At 61.2% G+C, this 20,312-nt stretch carries 18 protein-coding genes; 9 read left to right on the top strand and 9 right to left on the bottom strand.

From position 1 onward, the window contains the following. Positions 1-33 precede the first annotated feature (33 nt). From ACA054_RS06880 to ACA054_RS06870, 3 genes are all read right to left on the bottom strand, one after another. The gene (locus ACA054_RS06880) at positions 34-357 is read right to left on the bottom strand and encodes an amidase (RefSeq protein WP_497688726.1); all 324 of its coding nucleotides are present in this window, start codon (positions 355-357) and stop codon (positions 34-36) included. Continuing rightward, positions 354-1,448, bottom strand: a complete 1,095-nt coding sequence (locus ACA054_RS06875) for a serine hydrolase domain-containing protein (RefSeq protein ID WP_497688725.1) — start codon at positions 1,446-1,448, stop codon at positions 354-356. The genes ACA054_RS06880 and ACA054_RS06875 overlap by 4 nt, the downstream gene beginning before the upstream one ends. Before the next feature lie 158 nt (positions 1,449-1,606). Continuing rightward, positions 1,607-2,485, bottom strand: coding sequence for an acyl-CoA dehydrogenase middle domain-containing protein (locus ACA054_RS06870; protein WP_497688724.1), 879 nt, complete (start codon positions 2,483-2,485; stop codon positions 1,607-1,609). 155 nt (positions 2,486-2,640) lie between these two features. Here ACA054_RS06870 and olsB point away from each other — a divergent pair, with 155 nt between their 5' ends. Both olsB and ACA054_RS06860 read left to right on the top strand, forming a co-directional pair. Then, on the top strand, positions 2,641-3,396 hold the full coding sequence (olsB, locus tag ACA054_RS06865) for an L-ornithine N(alpha)-acyltransferase (RefSeq protein WP_497688723.1): 756 nt from the start codon (positions 2,641-2,643) through the stop codon (positions 3,394-3,396). Continuing rightward, complete coding sequence (locus ACA054_RS06860; RefSeq protein WP_497688722.1) at positions 3,396-4,190, top strand: lysophospholipid acyltransferase family protein; 795 nt, start codon at positions 3,396-3,398, stop codon at positions 4,188-4,190. Before olsB ends, ACA054_RS06860 begins: the two co-directional genes overlap by 1 nt. A 102-nt stretch (positions 4,191-4,292) precedes the next feature. Here the strand turns inward: ACA054_RS06860 and ACA054_RS06855 are convergent, their stop codons facing one another. Beyond that, positions 4,293-4,862, bottom strand: a complete 570-nt coding sequence (locus ACA054_RS06855; RefSeq protein WP_497688721.1) for an acyl carrier protein phosphodiesterase — start codon at positions 4,860-4,862, stop codon at positions 4,293-4,295. 171 nt (positions 4,863-5,033) lie between these two features. Here ACA054_RS06855 and ACA054_RS06850 point away from each other — a divergent pair, with 171 nt between their 5' ends. Genes ACA054_RS06850 through ACA054_RS06840 form a run of 3 tightly spaced genes read left to right on the top strand, consistent with a single transcriptional unit; the run spans position 5,034 to position 7,608 of the window. Beyond that, a complete protein-coding gene (locus ACA054_RS06850; protein ID WP_034146718.1) occupies positions 5,034-5,336 on the top strand; it encodes an ArsR/SmtB family transcription factor in 303 nt (100 codons plus the stop codon). Between the two features lie 34 nt (positions 5,337-5,370). Beyond that, positions 5,371-6,537 (top strand): MFS transporter, encoded by a 1,167-nt coding sequence (locus ACA054_RS06845; protein ID WP_497688720.1) that lies wholly within the window; start codon positions 5,371-5,373, stop codon positions 6,535-6,537. A gap of 21 nt (positions 6,538-6,558) precedes the next feature. Next, on the top strand, positions 6,559-7,608 hold the full coding sequence (locus ACA054_RS06840; protein ID WP_497688719.1) for an alkene reductase: 1,050 nt from the start codon (positions 6,559-6,561) through the stop codon (positions 7,606-7,608). An 846-nt stretch (positions 7,609-8,454) separates the two neighbouring features. On the opposite strand, the gene emhR is transcribed toward ACA054_RS06840, so the two are convergent. Beyond that, on the bottom strand, positions 8,455-9,087 hold the full coding sequence (gene emhR, locus ACA054_RS06835; RefSeq protein ID WP_497688718.1) for an efflux system transcriptional repressor EmhR: 633 nt from the start codon (positions 9,085-9,087) through the stop codon (positions 8,455-8,457). A gap of 269 nt (positions 9,088-9,356) precedes the next feature. Here emhR and emhA point away from each other — a divergent pair, with 269 nt between their 5' ends. The 4 genes from emhA (at position 9,357) to ACA054_RS06815 (ending at position 16,837) form a co-directional block, all read left to right on the top strand. Then, complete coding sequence (emhA, locus tag ACA054_RS06830; RefSeq protein WP_497688717.1) at positions 9,357-10,514, top strand: efflux RND transporter periplasmic adaptor subunit EmhA; 1,158 nt, start codon at positions 9,357-9,359, stop codon at positions 10,512-10,514. 3 nt (positions 10,515-10,517) lie between these two features. Further along, positions 10,518-13,679, top strand: coding sequence for an efflux RND transporter permease subunit EmhB (emhB, locus tag ACA054_RS06825; RefSeq protein ID WP_497688716.1), 3,162 nt, complete (start codon positions 10,518-10,520; stop codon positions 13,677-13,679). Continuing rightward, positions 13,679-15,139, top strand: coding sequence for an efflux RND transporter outer membrane subunit EmhC (gene emhC / locus ACA054_RS06820; protein WP_497688715.1), 1,461 nt, complete (start codon positions 13,679-13,681; stop codon positions 15,137-15,139). The genes emhB and emhC overlap by 1 nt, the downstream gene beginning before the upstream one ends. Before the next feature lie 438 nt (positions 15,140-15,577). After that, positions 15,578-16,837, top strand: coding sequence for an OprD family porin (locus ACA054_RS06815; RefSeq protein WP_497688714.1), 1,260 nt, complete (start codon positions 15,578-15,580; stop codon positions 16,835-16,837). A gap of 129 nt (positions 16,838-16,966) precedes the next feature. Here ACA054_RS06815 and pcaC read toward each other — a convergent pair whose 3' ends face one another. The 4 genes from pcaC to pcaG form a co-directional block, all read right to left on the bottom strand. Beyond that, positions 16,967-17,359 carry a 4-carboxymuconolactone decarboxylase gene (gene pcaC / locus ACA054_RS06810; RefSeq protein ID WP_497688713.1) on the bottom strand — a complete coding sequence of 131 codons (393 nt, stop codon included), beginning with the start codon at positions 17,357-17,359 and terminating at the stop codon, positions 16,967-16,969. Positions 17,360-17,369: 10 nt separating this feature from the next. Continuing rightward, positions 17,370-18,176 carry a 3-oxoadipate enol-lactonase gene (gene pcaD, locus ACA054_RS06805; protein ID WP_497688712.1) on the bottom strand — a complete coding sequence of 269 codons (807 nt, stop codon included), beginning with the start codon at positions 18,174-18,176 and terminating at the stop codon, positions 17,370-17,372. A gap of 11 nt (positions 18,177-18,187) precedes the next feature. Then, positions 18,188-19,552 (bottom strand): 3-carboxy-cis,cis-muconate cycloisomerase, encoded by a 1,365-nt coding sequence (locus ACA054_RS06800; protein WP_497688711.1) that lies wholly within the window; start codon positions 19,550-19,552, stop codon positions 18,188-18,190. A 192-nt stretch (positions 19,553-19,744) separates the two neighbouring features. Next, entirely contained in the window at positions 19,745-20,311 is a 567-nt protein-coding gene (pcaG, locus tag ACA054_RS06795; protein ID WP_497688710.1) for a protocatechuate 3,4-dioxygenase subunit alpha, read from the bottom strand. Between the last annotated feature and the right edge of the window lies 1 nt (position 20,312).

The raw sequence follows: 20,312 nt of genomic DNA, 5'->3' as shown, positions 1-20,312 counted from the left end.
GCAGGCTCGCTCCCACAGGTGTTGTGTGTGGAGTCAGGGATTCAAGCGGCAGCCCTGGCGATCACCGATCCAGGCTGCGCTATTAGTGCGCCCCATGCCGCTGACGGTGATGCGCTTACTGGCGGTATCATCGGCAAAACCGCTGGTGGGCAACCATTGCTTTACGTAGCCACGGCAATACTCGGCGTCGTTGTTCATCACGTAACGGCACGAGCAATATTCCTTGGCGGTGTAGGCGCTGATGATGTCGGGGAATGCCCACAGCGCCACCCGCTCATGCCAGATCCAGCCGAGCAAGGCGAGCAACAGGGCCAGCAGCAGCGAACTGATGGGACGGCGACGAATGAAACCGCTCATGGCTGCTCCCTCCCGGCAAACGCCTTGAGCACAAGCCTGAGCAATTCGTTGTGCCGGTAGCTGCCGTCGCGGTCATCGCCGTAGCGTACGATCACCAGGTTTGCGCCGGGGATCACGTACATCGCCTGGCCCCAATGGCCCAGCGCGGCGAAGGTGTCGACGGGAGCATCGGACCAGGGTCGGGCGCCCCCGTCTGCTGCACGATTGAGCCACCAGTGGCCGCCGGGCACCGCATCATCCTGGTTGGCGCGATAGCGAGCGAAGGGTTCGCGATTGAAGGCAACCCAGTCCTTGGGCAGGAGTTGTTTGTCGCCCCAGCGACCGTCCCGCGCCATCAACAAACCGATGCGGGCCAGATCCCGAGCGGTGAGGTAGGCATAGGACGAAGCGACGAACGTTCCAGTGGCGTCGGTTTCCCAGACCGCGCTGCGAATGCCCAGAGGCTCGAACAACGCAGTCCACGGATAGTTCGCATAGCGCTCTGCACCGACGATAGTTTTCAGCGCGGCGGACAGTAGATTCGTGTCGCCACTGGAATAACGAAACGCCTGCCCTGGTGCGGCGTAGGTGCCGTGATCGGCAGTGAAGGCGGCCATGTCCCGGTGACCTCGGGTGTAGAGCATGGCCACCACCGAGGATTTAAGCGGTGCGTATTCGTAGTCTTCCTGCCAGTCGAGGCCGGAGGCCCAGTGCAGCAGGTCGATCATGGTCAGGTCCGGGTGTTTTTGCAATGGCGGATAGAATTTGGCCACCGGGTCCTGGAGCCTGAACCGACCCTCGCCATAAGCCACGCCGAGGACCGTGGCCATCAGGCTTTTGCTGATGGACCAAGTGAGGTGCGGCGTCTCGGCGGTAGTCGGCCCGGCGTAGCGCTCGTAGATCACCTGGCCGTCACGGATTACGAGCAAGGCGTCGGTGCGGATGTCTTGGCGGGTGGTGTCGTTGCGGGGTGGAAAGGCGTAACGCGCCAGAGCTTCAAGCGCGGGCCCGGTGATGGTCGGGCCGGGCGACCATTGCTCGGTGGGCCAGTTTTCAGCGTGGGCCGTGAGGCTGAGCAGCAGCATGAAAAACAGGGACAGGCCTTTAGGCATGGCGGGGGCTCGTGGGGATGAACCTGCTGAGCCTAGTTGAGGTTGATGACAGTTTTGGGGGATTTTGTTGTCCTGAAGGTCGCCATCGCGAGCAAGCTCGCTCCCACATTTTCGAGTTCATTCCCCTGTGGGAGCGAGCTTGCTCGCGATGGGGCCGGTCAGATCGCCGTCAATGCTTTAGCAAGACGCTTGGCCCTGGCCCCCGCCGCCAGCTCCATCACCGCCTGATCGCGCTGCCACATTGCCGCCCACTCCGGCGAGCCCTCGGCCAGCGCTTCATTGATCTCACCCTTGAGCCCCTCGAACTGCGCAAACAACCCACCGAGCAACACATGCCCCGCCGGACTGACGGGGGGTTGTCGACTGACCTCCGCACACCCGGCCAGCAGCGCCAGCAAGCGCAACTGCAAGGCCTGCGGCCAGTCACTGTCCTGACCGACGCCATACAGCCAGGCGGTCATGGCACTCAATACATAGATGTCTTCCAGGGTTCGGAACGGTTTGACGTAGGCATCCCAGCCATCTCCCGCGAGCAATTCGCACAGTGCGTTATCCAGAAACAAGCGGCCATGGCTGATGTCCGGCATCAACGGGATCGGCGGCAGTTTTTCCACCCGCACGCCCGGCTCATCGGGGTAGACCACCGCCAGGCTCAGGCGCGGAGTCTCGTCGGGTTGTTCACTGCGGGCGGCAATCAGCAGCCAGTCGGCGGCATCGCCTGCGGTGACGAAATCCTTGCGACCGCTCAAGCGCAAATCGTGCAGACGGGTCTGCATGTCAGCCACCCGCAGGCTGCGTTGCTCGGTCGCGCACAGCGCGCCAAGGCTCAACGGCGCGCTTGGCCACAGCATGCGCAACGCCGCCTGATAGCCCACCAGAAACGCCAGCCCCGGCGTCGCCATCATGCGTGCACCGACCACGGCCAGTTCAAACGGAGTGACGTTGCCCAGCTGCTGCAACAACGTGGCGAACCCCTCGCCCAGATCCGGGTTGGCGGGCAAGCGAGCGTGGCGGTTCAACAGGGTTTGCCAGGGCATAGAAGGCTCCTTGTGGGCTGTCATACAAGCATCACCAAAGCTTCATGGCGATGACACCGGGGCTACATAGCCTGACTTTGCACAACACGGCTGGATAAAGAAAGTCGATTCGCTGTAACCCCAAGACGGGTGAGCAGCCCGCACGGAGATTCGCCATGACTCAGATCGCCCGCATCAGCGACACCGGCAACGAACGCCGCCTGCAAGCCGAACGTCTGATAGGCGCCGAGGCTTTGCAGCAAGCCCAGGCCTTGCGCTTCAACGTGTTCAGCGGCGAATTCAACGCCAGGCTGAAAGGTGCGGAGCTGGGTCTGGACATGGACGACTACGATGTTCACTGCACCCACATCGGCGTGCGCGACCTGAACACCGGGCGCCTGGTGGCGACCACCCGCCTGCTCGACCACACTGCCGCCAGCAGCCTGGGCAAGTTCTACAGCGAAGAAGAATTCAGCCTGCACGGCCTGGTCCATCTGCAAGGCCCGATCCTGGAAATCGGTCGCACCTGCGTCGACCCGGCCTACCGCAACGGCGGCACCATCGCCGTGCTCTGGGGAGAGCTGGCGGAAGTGTTGAACCAGGGTGGCTACAGCTACCTGATGGGTTGCGCAAGCATTCCGATGCAGGATGGCGGGATCCAGGCCCACGCGATCATGCAGCGTCTGCGTGAACGCTACCTGTGTACCGAACACTTGCGGGCCGAGCCGAAAAAGCCGTTGCCGACGCTGGATATTCCATCGAACGTGATCGCCGAAATGCCGCCGCTGCTCAAGGCCTACATGCGCCTGGGCGCGAAGATCTGCGGCGAGCCGTGCTGGGACGAAGATTTCCAGGTGGCCGATGTGTTCATCCTGCTCAAGCGCGACGAACTCTGCCCGCGTTACGCCAAACACTTCAAGGCGGCTGTGTAATGAGTCGCCTGCGCGTGTATGCGCGAATCGCACGAGTGCTGCTGGTGGTCGGGCTCGGCCTGAGCATGGCAACCGTATTTGGTGTCTTCGAGCGGCTGGGGCTGGCCCATTCGATGGAACGCCGCCAGCGCTGGTCGCGGTTTTTCATGGCGCGCCTGAGCAATGCCCTGCCCTTCGACGTCACGGTGCACGGCAAGCTGCCGAAAGCGCCGATGCTGTGGGTCAGCAACCATGTCTCCTGGACCGACATACCGTTGCTGGGCATGCTCACACCGCTGTCGTTCCTGTCCAAGGCCGAAGTGCGCACCTGGCCCGTCGCCGGCTGGCTGGCCGCCAAGGCCGGCAGCCTGTTTATCCGTCGCGGTTCGGGTGACAGCCAGTTGATCCGCAAACAAATGACCCGCCACCTGGCGCACGCCCACCCGCTGCTGATGTTCCCCGAGGGCACCACCACTGACGGCCGCTCGCTGCGCACTTTCCATGGTCGCTTGCTGTCTGCCGCCATCGACTCCGAAGTGGCGATGCAACCGGTGGCGATTCGATATGTGCGCAACGGCGAGCCCGACACACTGGCGCCGTTCATTGGTGATGATGATTTGTTGTCGCACTTGATGCGTCTGTTTGCCAATGACCGGGGCCATGTGGAGATTCATCTGCTCAAGCCGATTGCTTGCGAAGGTCGGGAACGTGCGGCACTGGCGTTCGAGGCGCAGCAGGCGGTGCAGAAGGCGTTGTTTGGTGAAGTGGCGAAACCTGTCGAGCCACGTCGTACCGGAGAACTGATCGCCGCCTAACCCGTAGGAGCGAGGCTTGCCCGCGAAGGGAACGCCGCGGTGTCTCAGGCACACCGCGGCGTTCCCTTCGCGGGCAAGCCTCGCTCCTACAGGTCATGAGTGTCAGCGGTTCTGGGCAAAATCCTGAAGCTGCGGATAGAACAACCGAAAATCCTCGCTCAACGGCTCATACAACACCCGCAGTTCCTGCATCGCAGCGGCCAGTTCTTCCGGTCGGGTCAAGCGCCGTGAAATCCCCCGCAACACCTGCTCCAGCAATTCGAACTCGCGGTAAGACCCCAACCAGTCATTGGCCACCATGTGCGGCGCGATTTGCGCCAGGCGCTCCGGCAGTTGAGATTGGGTGGACAGCACCCGGTACACGTCCGAGGTGAACAGCTCCAGCGGCCGGTCCGCGTACAACGTCCAGTCCCGTGCCAGGCAATGATCGAAAAACACATCGAGCACGATTCCGGCATAGCGCCGGCGCGTCAGGGAAAACCTCGACAATGCGACATCCACCAGTGGATGACGGTCGGTATAAACGTCAATGCTGCGATGCAGCTGGATGGCCGCTTCGATCTCTGGATCGAACTGCCCTTGCAGCCGCCCTTTGACGAAATCGCCATACAGACTGCCGAGTAATTGACCGGGACGCTGGCCACCGAGGTGAAGATGTGCGAGATAGTTCATGGGCGCAGCTTAGCACTGCCCCATTGTTTCTTTACAGCCCACATATCGTTATAACCCGATATACCGATTTACTCGGTCGTCAGACCAAAATCATATTGGTATATCGCGAAATACCGATTTAAAGTTCGCTTCATCGCGATATAGCGTTTTACTGATCACGAGCCCCCAACCATGAACCTTGAACTCGACGAAATAATAAAAGCCCTGGCACACCCGGTACGGCGAGAAATCCTGCACTGGCTGAAAAATCCGGACGTCGAATTTCCAGACCAGTCCCACAGCAACGAGCACGGCGTCTGCGCCGGGCAGATCGATCAACGTTGCGGTTTGTCGCAGTCCACGGTGTCCGCACACTTGGCAACCCTGCAACGCGCCGGCCTGATCAGCAGCCGCAAGGTCGGCCAGTGGCATTTCTTTAAACGCAATGAGGAAACCATTCAGGAGTTCCTCAAAATCTTCAGCAAAGAGCTCTGACCCTTTACGTCAGTACGCCGATAAGGAATCAACCATGCCCCTCTCGCTACTCATTCTGGCCTTGAGCGCCTTCGCCATCGGCACCACCGAGTTCGTCATCATGGGCTTGCTGCCCGACGTGGCCGCCGACCTCGGTGTCTCGATCCCCGGCGCCGGCTGGCTGGTGACCGGTTACGCCCTGGGCGTGGCCATTGGTGCGCCGTTCATGGCACTGGCCACCGCTCGACTGCCGCGCAAGGCCGCCCTGGTCGCATTGATGGGCATTTTTATTATCGGCAACCTGCTCTGCGCGGTGGCCAGTGACTACAACGTGCTGATGTTTGCCCGGGTGGTGACGGCGCTGTGCCACGGTGCATTCTTCGGCATCGGTTCGGTGGTGGCGGCAGGCCTGGTGCCAGCCAACAAACGCGCCTCGGCCGTGGCCCTGATGTTCACCGGCCTGACCCTGGCCAACGTCCTCGGCGTGCCGCTGGGCACCGCGCTCGGTCAACAGGCCGGTTGGCGCTCGACCTTCTGGGCAGTGACAGTGATCGGTGTGATCGCACTGATCGGCCTGATCCGCTTCCTGCCGGCCAAGCGCGATGAAGAAAAACTCGACATGCGCGCCGAATTGCGCGCCCTCAAAGGCGCCGGGATCTGGTTGTCCCTGAGCATGACCGCACTGTTCGCCGCCTCGGTATTCACCCTGTTCACCTATGTGGCGCCACTGTTGGGCGAAGTCACCGGCGTCTCACCCCGTGGCGTGACCTGGACCCTGATGCTCATCGGCCTGGGCCTGACCGTCGGCAACATCATCGGCGGCAAGCTGGCAGACAAGGGTCTGGCGGCAACGCTGATCGGCGTCTTCATCGCGATGGCCGTAGTGTCCACCGTGCTGACCTGGACCAGCGTCGCGTTGATTCCGACCGAAATCACCCTCTTCCTCTGGGCCACCGCGTGTTTCGCCGCCGTGCCTGCCCTGCAAGTGAACGTGGTGACCTACGGCAAGGCCGCACCGAACCTGGTCTCGACCCTGAACATCGGCGCCTTCAACGTCGGCAACGCCCTGGGCGCCTGGGTTGGCGGCAGTGTCATCGCCCACGGTTTCGGCCTGACCAGCGTTCCTCTCGCGGCCGCCTTACTTGCGGTACTCGCCCTGCTGGTAACCCTGATTACTTTCCGTCAGAGCGGCAATCCCGAACTGGCCCCCGCTACCAACTGATCTCCAAAAGAGAGCTATTTGATGACCACTATTTTCGATCCGATCAAACTGGGCGACCTCGAGTTGGCCAACCGCATCATCATGGCCCCGCTGACCCGCTGCCGCGCCGACGAAGGTCGTGTACCGAATGCACTGATGGCCGAGTACTACGTACAACGTGCCTCGGCTGGCCTGATCCTCAGCGAGGCCACTTCGGTCACGCCGATGGGCGTCGGCTACCCCGATACTCCGGGCATCTGGTCCAACGACCAGGTGCGCGGCTGGACCAACGTAACCAAGGCAATCCACGGTGCGGGCGGCAAGATATTCCTGCAACTGTGGCACGTGGGTCGTGTCTCGCACCCGTCGTACCTGGGCGGTGAAGCACCGGTCGCACCAAGCGCGATCCAGCCCAAAGGTCACGTCAGCCTGGTTCGTCCACTGTCCGACTACCCGACCCCGCGCGCCCTGGAAACCGCTGAAATCGCCGACATCGTCGATGCCTACCGCACCGGTGCCGAGAACGCCAAGGCGGCCGGCTTCGATGGCGTGGAAATCCACGGCGCCAACGGCTACCTGCTCGACCAGTTCCTGCAAAGCAGCACCAACCAGCGCACCGACCAATACGGCGGCTCCCTGGAAAACCGTGCCCGCCTGTTGCTGGAAGTGACCGATGCCGCGATCGAAGTCTGGGGCGCCGGCCGTGTCGGTGTTCACTTGTCACCGCGTGCCGACTCTCATGACATGGGCGACGACAACCTCGCCGAAACCTTCACCTACGTCGCTCGCGAACTGGGCAAACGCGGCATCGCGTTCATTTGCTCACGCGAGAAAGAAGGCGCCGACAGCCTCGGCCCGCAGATCAAGGAAGCCTTCGGCGGCCCGTACATCATCAACGAACGCTTCACCAAGGACAGCGCCAATGCCTGGCTGGCCGCTGGCAAGGCTGATGCGGTCGCCTTCGGCGTGCCGTTCATTGCCAACCCGGACTTGCCGGCACGTTTGAAAGCGGATGCGCCGCTGAACGAAGCGCGTCCGGAATTGTTTTATGCCAAGGGTCCGGTTGGCTACATCGACTACCCGACGTTGTAATCAGCACGCCGTAAAACGTAAAAGCCCCGACTCGAAAGAGCCGGGGCTTTTTATTTATCGTGAATTTGGCGCGCCCCTTGTAGGAGCGAGCCTGCTCGCGAAAAACCCGAGGGCGCCGCGGGGCATCTGGCTTTGCGCGTTATCGTTGACGACCATCGTCGGAACGCCGCCCGGAGCATGCTCGCTCCTACAGGGGAACGATTGCACCCACAAAAATCATGTCGGCTGGCAGGCTGCCATCGCGGGCAACCCTTGCTCCTACAAAAACAGTTTGGCGTACACCCGCTCTTCACCACTCATCAGGCCGAGCGTTAGCTCGCCTTCAGCTTTTGATCTTGATCTGCCCGCCCCTTCGGGAGGCTGAGTGGAGGCGTTTATCCGGGGAGTGGCGCGCAGCGCCGTTCGACGTAGTCGAACACGCTGCATGAAGGTGCAGCGAAGCCAACCGGAGGGCAGTGTCCCCGGATGAATGCCGGAGCGAAGGAACCCCGAGCCTTGGCGAGGGGCCGGACGCCGGGGCGAGACCTTTGCTTCCTTTGGGCTGGGCCGGCACTCCGGCGTTTGCCAAAGGGAGTCGGCCGTCAGGGCGAAACCACCAGCCGCCGTTACCGCAGCAACGGATATGTACTCAGTCAACAAAAGACAGGTCGGCTATCAGGCCGCCATCGCGGGCAAGCCTTGCTCCTACGGGTTCGACACAAAATCCCTACAAAATACTCAGCTTGCTGCCTGTCAACCCGCCCAGTGTAAGTATATAAAAGCAGCCCATTGCCTCAGAGCGAATGAAGAACTGTTCATCTACACCCTTATCGATTGACACATACGAAGCCAATTACGCATTTTGCTTCATTTGCGCAAGCTGGGGCTGAAGCGCAACAGGTCCAGCCCGGTATCGGCCCAACGCTCCGCCTCGCTGTGCAGTTGAAAACTGTCGGGAGCCAGCAGCCACTGGTACAGGATGCCATCGATATAGGCATGCAGGCTGATGGCTGCGCGGACGGTGTCGAGGTCTTCCGGCAGTTGCCCGCGATTCACCGCGTTACTCAGGGCCAGGCCGATTCGTACTTTGCAGTCCAGGCTGGCCGCCACGCGTTGTTGGCGCAAGTCGCACATTTCATCGGTGAACTCGCACTTATGAAACAGAATTTCGTTGATGCGTCGGGTTTTCGGGTCCAGGGCAACTTGATGAAACAAATGAATCAACAGCTTGCGCATGCAGCCCAGGGGGTCGGGTTCGTCTGCGCTTTCGCTGGCCTTGGCCATTTCATCGAGAGGCTCATGCAGGGTGTCGAGCATGGCCTGGACCAGGTCCGCCTTGTTACTGAAATGCCAATAAATCGCCCCGCGGGTGACGCCAGCCAGGGTAGCGATGTCCGCCAGTGTCGTGCGCGCCACGCCCCTTTCGAAAAAGGCTTTCTCGGCCGCTTCGAGTATCTGGCTGCGGGTTTCTTGAGCTTCCTCTTTGGTACGACGGACCATGGCAGTACAACCTCAATCAGGATGCTTCAGCGATGTCTGGATATCAGCTGAATAAAAGCGGGGCGAGTGCTCTTGGGTATCGTCCCCGGACCTACGATTCGAACCTTTCAACGGCGTTTGTAACGGCTTGGGGTACATGTCCAAGGTCTTTACAAACAGCCATGAACGTAAGTATATTACTTAGCATGCTACTTATCCACTCGGCCCCCACTTTTTAACCTTCAATCTTTTCTTGTGCGTTTTTTTTCGCGCCTGACCCGAGGATTTTCATGCAATTCAAGCCAGCTGTTACCGCTCTGGTCGCCGCCGTCGCCCTGGCATCGCTGCTCAGCGGATGTAAAAAGGAAGAAGCCGCTCCGGCCGCACCACCGCCTCAGGTCGGCGTTGTCACCCTGCAGACGCAAACGTTTACGTTGACTTCCGAACTTCCGGGTCGCACCAGTGCGTTCCGCATTGCTGAAGTTCGCCCACAGGTCAACGGCATCATTCTCAAGCGTCAGTTCAAGGAAGGCGGCGACGTCAAGGCCGGCCAGCAGCTGTATCAGATCGATCCCTCGGTCTACGACGCTACGCTGAAAAGCGCCGAAGCCAACCTGCGTTCGACCAAGTCGATCTCCGACCGCTACAAGCAACTGGTCGACGAACAGGCCGTAAGCCGCCAGGAATACGACACCGCTGTGGCCAACCGCCTGCAATCGGAAGCCGCACTTCAATCGGCCCAGATCAACGTGCGTTACACCAAGGTGTATGCGCCGTTGACCGGCCGGATCGGTCGCTCGTCGGTCACCGAAGGCGCGCTGGTCAGCAACGGCCAGACCGAAGCGATGGCCGTCATCCAGCAACTTGACCCGATCTACGTCGACGTCACCCAGTCCTCCGTAGAACTGCTGCAACTGCGACGCGAACTGGAAAGCGGTCGCCTGCAAAAGGCCGGCGACAACGCCGCGAAAGTCAAACTGACCCTCGAGGATGGCAGCCAGTACAAACTCGACGGCAAGCTGGAGTTCTCCGAGGTCTCGGTTGACCAGACCACCGGCTCCGTGACGCTGCGCGCCGTGTTCCCGAACCCTGAGCACACCCTTCTGCCGGGCATGTTCGTGCACGCCCAGTTGCAGGCCGGTGTGAACAGCGCCGCGATCCTGGCTCCGCAGCAAGGTGTCACCCGCGACCTCAAAGGCACGCCGACCGCATTGGTCGTGGGCCCCGACAACAAGGTCGAACTGCGTCAGCTCAAGGCTAACCGTACCGTCGGCAACCAATGGCTGATCGAGGACGGCCTGAAGGCCGGCGATCGCCTGATCACCGAAGGCCTGCAATTCGTCAAACCTGGTATCGAAGTCAAGGCCACTGACGCGACCAACGTAGGCGCAAAAGACCCGGCCCCCGCCAAGCCAGCTGAGCAGGCTTCCAGCGGCAAAGGGGAGTAATTCATGTCAAAATTCTTCATCGACCGTCCGATTTTCGCCTGGGTAATCGCCCTGGTGATCATGCTGGTCGGGGCTCTATCGATCCTCAAGCTGCCGATCAACCAATACCCGAGCATTGCGCCACCGGCCATCGCCATTTCCGTGACTTACCCGGGCGCTTCTGCGCAAACCGTGCAGGACACCGTGGTTCAGGTGATCGAGCAACAGCTCAACGGTATCGACAATTTGCGTTATGTGTCTTCGGAAAGTAACTCCGATGGCACCATGACCATTACCGCGACCTTTGAGCAAGGTACCAACTCCGATACCGCGCAGGTTCAGGTCCAGAACAAGCTGAACCTGGCCACCCCGCTGTTGCCGCAAGAAGTGCAGCAGCAAGGTATCCGCGTGACCAAGGCAGTGAAGAACTTCCTGCTGGTGATCGGCGTGGTTTCGCGTGACGGCAGCATGACCAAGGACGACCTGTCCAACTACATCGTCTCCAACATGCAGGACCCGATCTCGCGGACCGCCGGTGTCGGCGACTTCCAGGTATTCGGTTCGCAATACGCCATGCGCATCTGGCTCGACCCGGCCAAGTTGAACAATTTCAACCTGACCCCGGTCGACGTCAAAACCGCCATCGCCGCACAGAACGTCCAGGTGTCCTCCGGCCAGCTCGGCGGCTTGCCGGCCCTGCCCGGCACCCAGCTGAACGCGACGATCATCGGCAAGACCCGCCTGCAGACCGCGGAGCAATTCAACAAGATTCTGCTCAAGGTCAACAAGGACGGCTCCCAGGTTCGCCTCAAAGATGTCGCCGAGGTCGGTCTGGGTGGCGAGAACTACAGCATCAACGCCCAGTTCAACGGCGCCCCGGCGTCTGGCCTGGCCGTGAAGCTGGCCACCGGCGCCAATGCCCTGGATACCGCCAAGGCATTGCGCACGACCATCGACAACCTCAAGCCGTTCTTCCCCGAAGGCATGGAAGTGGTGTTCCCGTACGACACCACGCCGGTGGTGACCGAATCGATCAAGGGCGTGGTTCACACCCTGGTCGAAGCGGTTGCGCTGGTGTTCCTGGTGATGTTCCTGTTCCTGCAGAACTTCCGCGCCACCATCATCACCACGATGACCGTGCCGGTGGTATTGCTCGGTACATTCGGCATCCTCGCGGCGGCCGGGTTCAGCATCAACACCCTGACCATGTTCGGTATGGTGCTGGCCATCGGCTTGCTGGTGGATGACGCCATCGTCGTGGTGGAAAACGTCGAACGGGTCATGAGCGAAGAAGGCCTGTCGCCCAAGGAAGCCACCAAGAAATCCATGGGCCAGATCCAGGGTGCACTGGTGGGTATCGCCCTGGTGCTGTCGGCGGTTCTGCTGCCAATGGCCTTCTTCAGCGGTTCCACCGGTGTGATCTACAAGCAGTTCTCGATCACCATCGTCTCGGCCATGGCCCTGTCGGTACTGGTTGCACTGATCTTCACGCCGGCGCTTTGCGCCACCATGCTCAAGCCGATTCCGAAAGGCGAGCACCACACCCCGAAACGCGGCTTCTTCGGCTGGTTCAACCGCAACTTCGACCGCGGCGTCAAAAGCTACGAGCGTGGCGTGGGCAGCATGCTCACGCACAAGGCGCCGTACCTGCTGGCCTACATCATCATCGTCGTCGGCATGATCTGGCTGTTCACCCGCATTCCAACCGCGTTCCTGCCGGAAGAAGACCAGGGCGTACTGTTCGCCCAAGTACAGACGCCGGCCGGCTCGACGTCCCAGCGCACCCAGGTGGTGGTGGACGAAATGCGGGAATTCCTGCTGCGTCCGGGCAAGGATGGCGGTGAAGGCGATGCGGTGAACTCGGTATTTACCGTGACCGGCTTCAACTTCGCCGGCCGTGGCCAGAGTTCGGGCATGGCGTTCATTATGCTGCGCCCATGGGAAGATCGTAACGCTGACAACAGCGTGTTCAAGGTCGCAGCCCGTGCCCAGCAACACTTCTTCACCTTCCGTGACGCCATGGTGTTTGCCTTCGCGCCACCGGCGGTACTGGAATTGGGTAACGCCACCGGTTTCGACGTGTTCCTGCAGGACCGCGCCGGTATTGGTCACGACAAGCTGATGGAAGCCCGTAACCAGTTCCTCGGCATGGCGGCGCAAAGCAAGATCCTGACTCAGGTGCGTCCGAACGGCCTGAACGATGAGCCGCAATACCAGCTGGAAATCGACGACGAGAAGGCCAGTGCCCTGGGCATTACCATCGCCGACATCAACAACACCTTGTCGATCGCCCTGGGCAGTAGCTACGTCAACGACTTCATCGACCGTGGTCGGGTGAAGAAGGTTTACGTGCAAGGCCAGCCCGGTGCACGCATGAGCCCTGAAGACTTGAAGAAGTGGTACGTGCGCAATAGCGTCGGCACCATGGTTCCGTTCTCGGCGTTCGCCAAGGGTGAGTGGATTTACGGATCGCCGAAACTGGCCCGTTACAACGGCGTGGAAGCGGTGGAAATCCTCGGCGCTCCGGCACCGGGTTACTCCACCGGTGAAGCCATGGCCGAAGTCGAAGCCATCGCCAAGAAACTGCCGGCCGGTGTCGGTATTTCCTGGACCGGTCTGTCCTACGAGGAACGTCTGTCCGGTTCGCAAGCGCCAGCGCTGTACGCCCTGTCGTTGCTGATGGTGTTCCTGTGCCTGGCGGCACTCTATGAAAGCTGGTCGATTCCGATCGCGGTGATGTTGGTGGTGCCGCTGGGGATCATCGGTGCGCTGATGGCCACCAGCCTGCGCGGCCTGTCCAACGACGTGTACTTCCAGGTGGGCTTGTTGACGACCATCGGCCTGGCGGCGAAAAACGCCATCCTGATCGTCGAATTCGCCAAGGAACTGCACGAACAAGGGCGCAGCCTGCGCGAGGCGGCCATCGAAGCCTGCCGCATGCGTCTGCGACCGATCATCATGACCTCGCTCGCGTTCGTTCTCGGTGTGGTACCCCTGGCGATATCCACGGGCGCAGGTTCCGGTAGCCAGCATGCCATCGGCACCGGTGTAATTGGCGGTATGATCACGGCAACCGTTCTGGCGATCTTCTGGGTCCCACTGTTCTTCGTCACCGTGTCGGCCATGGGTCAGCGTAAAAACGTCGACCAGGAAGACGCTACTGAAACTCCTAAAGAGGCTGGCTAATGAGCAAGTCGCTACTCTCCCTGGCAGTCGCCGCCTTCGTGCTCGGTGGCTGCTCGCTGATACCTGACTATCAGCAGCCGCAAGCACCGGTGGCAGGTCAATACCCGCAGGGCCCGGCGTATTCGCCGGCCCAGGCACCGGCGCAGGCCGCTGCCGAGCAGGGCTGGAAGCAGTTTTTCCATGACCCGGCGCTGCAGCAGCTGATTCAGATATCCCTGGAAAACAACCGTGACCTGCGTGTCGCGGCCTTGAACATCGACGCTTTTGCGGCTCAATACCGCATCTCGCGCGCCGATCTGTTCCCGGCCGTTTCGGCCAACGGTACCGGCAGCCGCCAACGCTTGCCGGCTGACGCTTCGCAGACCGGTGAAGCCGGGATCAGCAGTTCCTACTCGGCCACGGTCGGCATCAGTGCCTATGAACTCGATATGTTCGGCCGCATTCGCAGCCTGAACGAAGAAGCCCTGCAGAAGTACTTCGCCACCGAAGAAGGCCGCCGCAGCACCCAGATCAGCCTGGTGGCCAGCGTGGCCAATGCCTACCTGACCTGGCAGGCCGACAAGGAACTGTACAAGCTGACTCAGGACACCCTTGCCGCGTTCGAGGAGAGCTACAAGCTCACCGCCCGCAGCAACGAAGTGGGGGTCGCTTCGGCCCTGGACCTGGCGCAGTCGCGCACCTCGGTGGAAAACGCCCGTGCGCAACTGGCCAAGTACACCCGTCAGGTCGCCCAGGATGAAAACAGCCTGGTGTTGCTGCTGGGCACCGGCATCCCGGCCAACCTGCAAGCGGCCAAACCGCTGGCGGACGATCTGTTGGCCGAAGTGCCACCTGGCCTGCCGTCGGACTTGCTGCAGCGTCGTCCGGACATCCTGCAAGCCGAGTACAACCTCAAGGCCGCCAACGCCAATATCGGCGCGGCGCGGGCGGCGTTCTTCCCGAGCATCAGCCTGACGGCCAACGCCGGGACCCTGAGCCCGGACCTGTCCGGTCTGTTCAAGGGTGGTTCGGGTACCTGGCTGTTCCAGCCGCAGATCAACCTGCCAATCTTCAACGCCGGCAGCCTGCGCGCCAGCCTGGATTACTCGAAAATCCAGAAAGACATTGGCGTGGCGAACTACGAGAAGTCCATTCAAACGGCCTTCCAGGAAGTCGCCGACGGCCTGGCCGCGCGCCAGACCTACGTCCAGCAGTTGCAGGCACAGCAGGATTTCGTCAATGCCAACCAGGACTACTACCGTCTGGCCGAGCGTCGTTACCGCATCGGTGTCGACAGTAACCTGACCTTCCTCGATGCCCAGCGTCAGCTGTTCAGCGCCCAACAGGCACTGATCACCGACCGTCTGGCGCAACTGGTCAGCCAGGTCAACCTGTACAAGGCCCTGGGCGGTGGCTGGAATGAACAGACGGCGAAGAACGAGCCGTTGAAAGAAGAAGCGCCGAAGTTGAAGTTGTTCTGATAGCGCTGTGAAAACACGAAGCCCGCCTTTTGGTGGGCTTTTTGTTGGCTGCCTGAAAATATGCGTTGCCCGTTGTGGCCCCATCGCGAGCAAGCTCGCTCCCACAAGGGATCGTCGTTTGGCTCAAATCTCATGCATAGAGAAAGCCCCCTGTGGGAGCGAGCTTGCTCGCGATGAGGCCAGCACAGGCCACACAAAATCCGACTACAGGTTATGTTCGATTATCGCCCATAACCTGCATTTACAGATTGAACCATCTAGTACATACATCGCACCATCCGATCCACAAAACCAATAACAACAGGTCCGATGCCATGCCCCCGCGCCCTGCCCTCTCCGGCTGATCCGCCTCGTTTGTCCTGTTTCCACTGCACGTCTGCAACCCCGGGTTGCGGCATCACCTTGTTTCACCCCCAAGAATTAGAGAGACCCGAGCCCATGACGCCTTCTCCCGCGCAGTATTTCGTTCCCAGTCTGATCGCCCTGGCCCTGGCGAGCGCAGCCCTGCCCGCCCAAGCCGAGGAGTCGGGTTTTGTCGAAGGGGCCAAGGTTAACCTGAACCTGCGCAACTTCTACATCAATCGCAACTTCACCAACCCGACCAAGGCCCAGGGCAAGGCCGAAGAGTGGACGCAAAGCTTCATTCTCGACGCCAAGTCCGGGTTTACCCAGGGCACCGTCGGTTTCGGCATGGATGTGCTGGGGCTGTACTCGGTGAAACTTGATGGCGGCAAAGGCACTGGCGGTACCCAGTTGCTGCCGCTGGACAGTGACGGCCGCCCGGCCGACAACTTCGGCCGCACCAACGTGGCGTTCAAGGCCAAGCTGTCGCAGACCGAAGCGAAGGTGGGCGAATGGATGCCGGTGCTGCCAATCCTGCGTTCGGACGACGGTCGCTCGCTGCCGCAGACCTTCCGTGGCGGTCAGATCACCTCGAAGGAATTCGACGGCCTGACGCTGTACGGCGGCCAGTTCCGACAAAACAGCCCGCGCGACGACAGCAGCATGAGCGACATGTCGATGACCGGCAAAGCCGCGTTCACCTCCGACCGTTTCAACTTCCAGGGCGGCGAGTACCTGTTCAACGACAAACGCACCCAGATCGGAGTGTGGAACGCCGAACTCAAGGACATCTACAGCCAGCAATTCATCAACCTGACCCACAGCCAACCGATCGGCGCCTGGACCTTGGGCGCCAATCTCGGGTTTTTCTACGGCAAGGATGACGGTAGCGCCCGGGCCGGCGAGCTGGACAACAAAACCATGTACGGCCTGCTCTCGGCCAAGTACGGCGGCAACACCTTCTACGTCGGCCTGCAGAAACTCACCGGCGACAGCCCGTGGATGCGGGTCAACGGCACCAGCGGCGGCACCCTGGCCAACGACAGCTACAACTCCAGTTACGACAACGCCCGGGAAAAATCCTGGCAAGTGCGCCACGACTACAACTTCGTTGCCGTTGGCGTGCCGGGGCTGACCCTGATGAACCGCTATATCAGCGGCGACAACGTCCACACCGGCACGATCACCGATGGCAAGGAATGGGGTCGTGAAAGTGAACTGGGCTACACCGTGCAGAGCGGTGCGCTGAAAGACCTGAATGTGAAATGGCGCAACTCGACGATGCGCCGCGACTACAGCAACAACGAGTTCGATGAGAACCGCGTGATCATCAGTTACCCGATCAGCCTGTTGTAAACCTCAAGTACGCCTTCGCGAGCAGGCTCGCTCCCACATTCGACCGCATTCCTTCAGGAAAAACTCGGTTAACTGTGGGAGCGAGCCTGCTCGCGAAGGCGTCAGATCAGGCACCACATATCGCCGGGATCACTCCCGCGATTCAACCCCCAACTCATCCCACACCGACTCGGCCAGGTGGAACGTCGCGTTGGCCGCCGGGATGCCGCAGTAGATCGCGCTCTGCATGATCACTTCCTTGATCTCGCCACGGCTCACGCCGTTGTTGGCGGCGGCGCGCAGGTGCAGTTTGAGTTCACCCTCACGGTTCATGCCGATCAGCATGGCGATGGTGATCAGGCTGCGGGTGTGGCGCGGCAGGCCAGGGCGAGTCCAGATATCACCCCAGGCGTGGCGGGTGATCATTTCCTGGAACCCCGAGTTGAACTCGGTCAGGGTGGTCAGGCTGCGATCGACATGGGCGTCGCCCAGTACCGCGCGACGGACTTTCATGCCCTCGTCGTAACGTTGTTTCTCGTCCACAACAATCCCCTTAATTAGCCGACAAAAACGCCAGTACCCGCTCGCTGAACGCGCTGCCTGCCTGGACATTGGACAAGTGCGCCGCATAGAACTCGGCGTACTCGGCACCCGGCACATGTTCCTGAATGAAATGCCCACCGGATGGCGGCGTGACTGCGTCTTCAGTCCCGGCAACCACCAGCAGCGGCACCTTGATCGAGGACAACTGATCGCGGAAGTCTGCATCACGCACCGCCGCGCAATTGGCCGCATAGCCTTCAGGCGAAGTGGCCGCGAGCATGTCGGTAATCTGCTTGGCCGCCGCCGGATTGGCTTCGGAGAAGTCCGGGGTGAACCAGCGTGCAATCGATGCATCGCGCAAGGCGACCATGGCCGCCTGACCGTCACGCAGCACGGTTTCGATACGCGGGTTCCAGATCGACGGATCGCCGATTTTCGCCGCCGTGTTGCACACGATCAGCTTATTCAGGCGCTCGCCAGCATTAATCCCCAGCCATTGCCCGATCAGCCCACCCATGGACAGGCCACAGAAATGCGCACGTTCGATGTGCAAGGCATCCAGCAGTGCCAATACATCACGGCCAAGTTGTTCGATGCTGTAAGGGCCCGGGGTCACCAGCGATTGGCCGTGACCACGGGTGTCGAAACGCAGCACGCGGAAATGCTCGGTAAACGCCGGAATCTGCGCGTCCCACATATGCAGGTCGGTGCCCAGCGAGTTGGACAGCACCAGTACCGGCGCATCGACCGGCCCATCGAGTTGCGGCCCTTGAATTTGGTAGTGCAGTTCGCCATCGGCGAGTTGTACGAAAGCCACAGCAGTCTCCTTCAGGCAGTCAGTGCAGAATGTTCAGCCACCGCTCGCTCGACCCAGGTACGGGCCTGACCGAGATAATGGGCGGGGTCCAGCAGATGATCGAGTTCAGCGGCCGACAGCTCGGCGGTCACTTGCGGTTCGTCGCCGAGTACGGCGCGCAGATGCCGTTGTTCGGCCACGGCGCGTTTGCAGCATTGCTCCAACAGGTGATGCGCGGTGTCGCGGCCGACCCTTTGTGCGAGGACGATACTCACCGCTTCGGCGAGCACCAGGCCCTGGGTCAGATCGAGATTGCGGGCCATGCGTTCGGCGTCCACTTCCAGCCCACCCGTGACCAACAGCGCTTGCTTGAGGCTGCCGGACACCAGGCAGCAAATCTCCGGCAGGGTTTCCCACTCGGCATGCCACAGCCCCAGGCTGCGCTCGTGCTCCTGCGGCATGGCGCTGAATAGCGTCGAAAGCAGGCCCGGCACGCGCGTCGCCGCGCCAATCAGCACCGCCGCGCCGACTGGGTTGCGTTTATGCGGCATGGTCGAGGAACCGCCCTTGCCCGGCGCCGAAGGCTCGAACACCTCGGCAGCTTCGGTCTGCATCAACAAGCTGATATCGCGACCGAGTTTGCCGAGGCTACCGGCGATCAAACCGAGTACCGATCCAAATTCCACCAGGCGATCTCGCTGGGTGTGCCAGGGCTGGTCGGGCAAGCTCAGTTGCAGCTCCTCGGCCAGCGCCTGGGCAATCGGCATCGCCTGCTCACCGAGGGCCGCGAGGGTTCCGGAAGCGCCGCCGAATTGAAGCACCAGCAGACGCGGTTTGAGTTCGAGCAGACGCTGCCGACTACGGGTAACCGCCCCCAGCCAACCGGCGATCTTCATGCCGAGGGTGACCGGCGTCGCGTGTTGCAACCAGGTGCGCCCGGCCAGTGGCGTGGCCACATAACATTGGGCCTGGGTGGCGAGGGTTTCGCCCAGTTGCGCCAGATCGCTGTCGATCAATTCGAGCGCCCGGCGCAATTGCAACACGAGGCCGCTGTCCATCACGTCCTGACTGGTGGCGCCCAGATGCACATAGCGTTCGGCTTGCGCATCGCTCGCGGCGATCTGCTTGCCCAACGCCTTGACCAACGGGATCGCCGAATTACCCGCCGTGGCAATCGCCTCGCCGAGGACAGCAAAATCGTAATGCCCGGCCTGGCAGGCCGCTTCGATCGCCGCGACCGCCGTGTGCGGAATCAGGCCGACCCGTGCTTCGGCCCGGGCCAGTGCCGCTTCGAAATCGAGCATGGCCTGGACCCGGCCCTGATCGCAGAACACTTCGCGCATGTCGCGGGCAGTGAAATAGGCATCGAACAATTGATTGCCCGGTCGCTCGTTCATAAACAGTCCCTGGAGGCGCGGGCGGGCCCGCTTGTGTAGATCAATGGTCGTGATGCAAATACTTCGCTTGCTTGGGTCTGTGAGAGTCTAGACATACTTTGCCACAGCCCCATTTCGCAGATGCTTGGCCTACGCAGTTACCCCTGTAGGAGCCCGCAGCAAGCCGGCTCCTACAGGATTTGCGATGTTCACTCAATAATCGAAAAACACCGTCTCCGCATCAGTGCCCTGCAGAATCACATTCCACTGATAAACACCCGACGCATCCTGCTTGGCCAGCAAGGTACTGCGGCGCTCGGCCGGCACGCATTCGAGCAGCGGGTCCGAAACATTGGCCGGTTCGCCATCGAAGTAGATCCGCGTCAGCAAGTGCTTCACCAGGCCACGGGCAAACACCAGCACCACCAGATGCGGTGCCTGGGTCGTGCCTTTGAGGCCTTCGACCGTGCCCGGCTTGATGGTGGTGAAGCGGAAGCGCCCTTCGGCGTCCACCGGCACCCGGCCAAAGCCTTCGAAGTTCGGGTCCAGGGGTTTGTCCTGATCGTCTTCAGGGTGATCGTATTTGCCGGCGGCGTTGGCCTGCCAGACTTCCAGCATCGCGTCGTTGACGACATCACCGTTGCCATCGACCACTTGCCCAGTGATCGCCACGCGCTCGCCCAGGGTTTGTTCGACGGTCAGGTTTTCGCGATTCAGCCAGGTCAGGCCGATGTGGTAGTACGGCCCGACGGTGTGGGACGTGGTCGCAGTCAGCGTCATC

It is taken from the genome of Pseudomonas sp. LBUM1653 (assembly GCF_059716115.1).
This window is presented reverse-complemented; position numbering and strand designations above follow the sequence as displayed.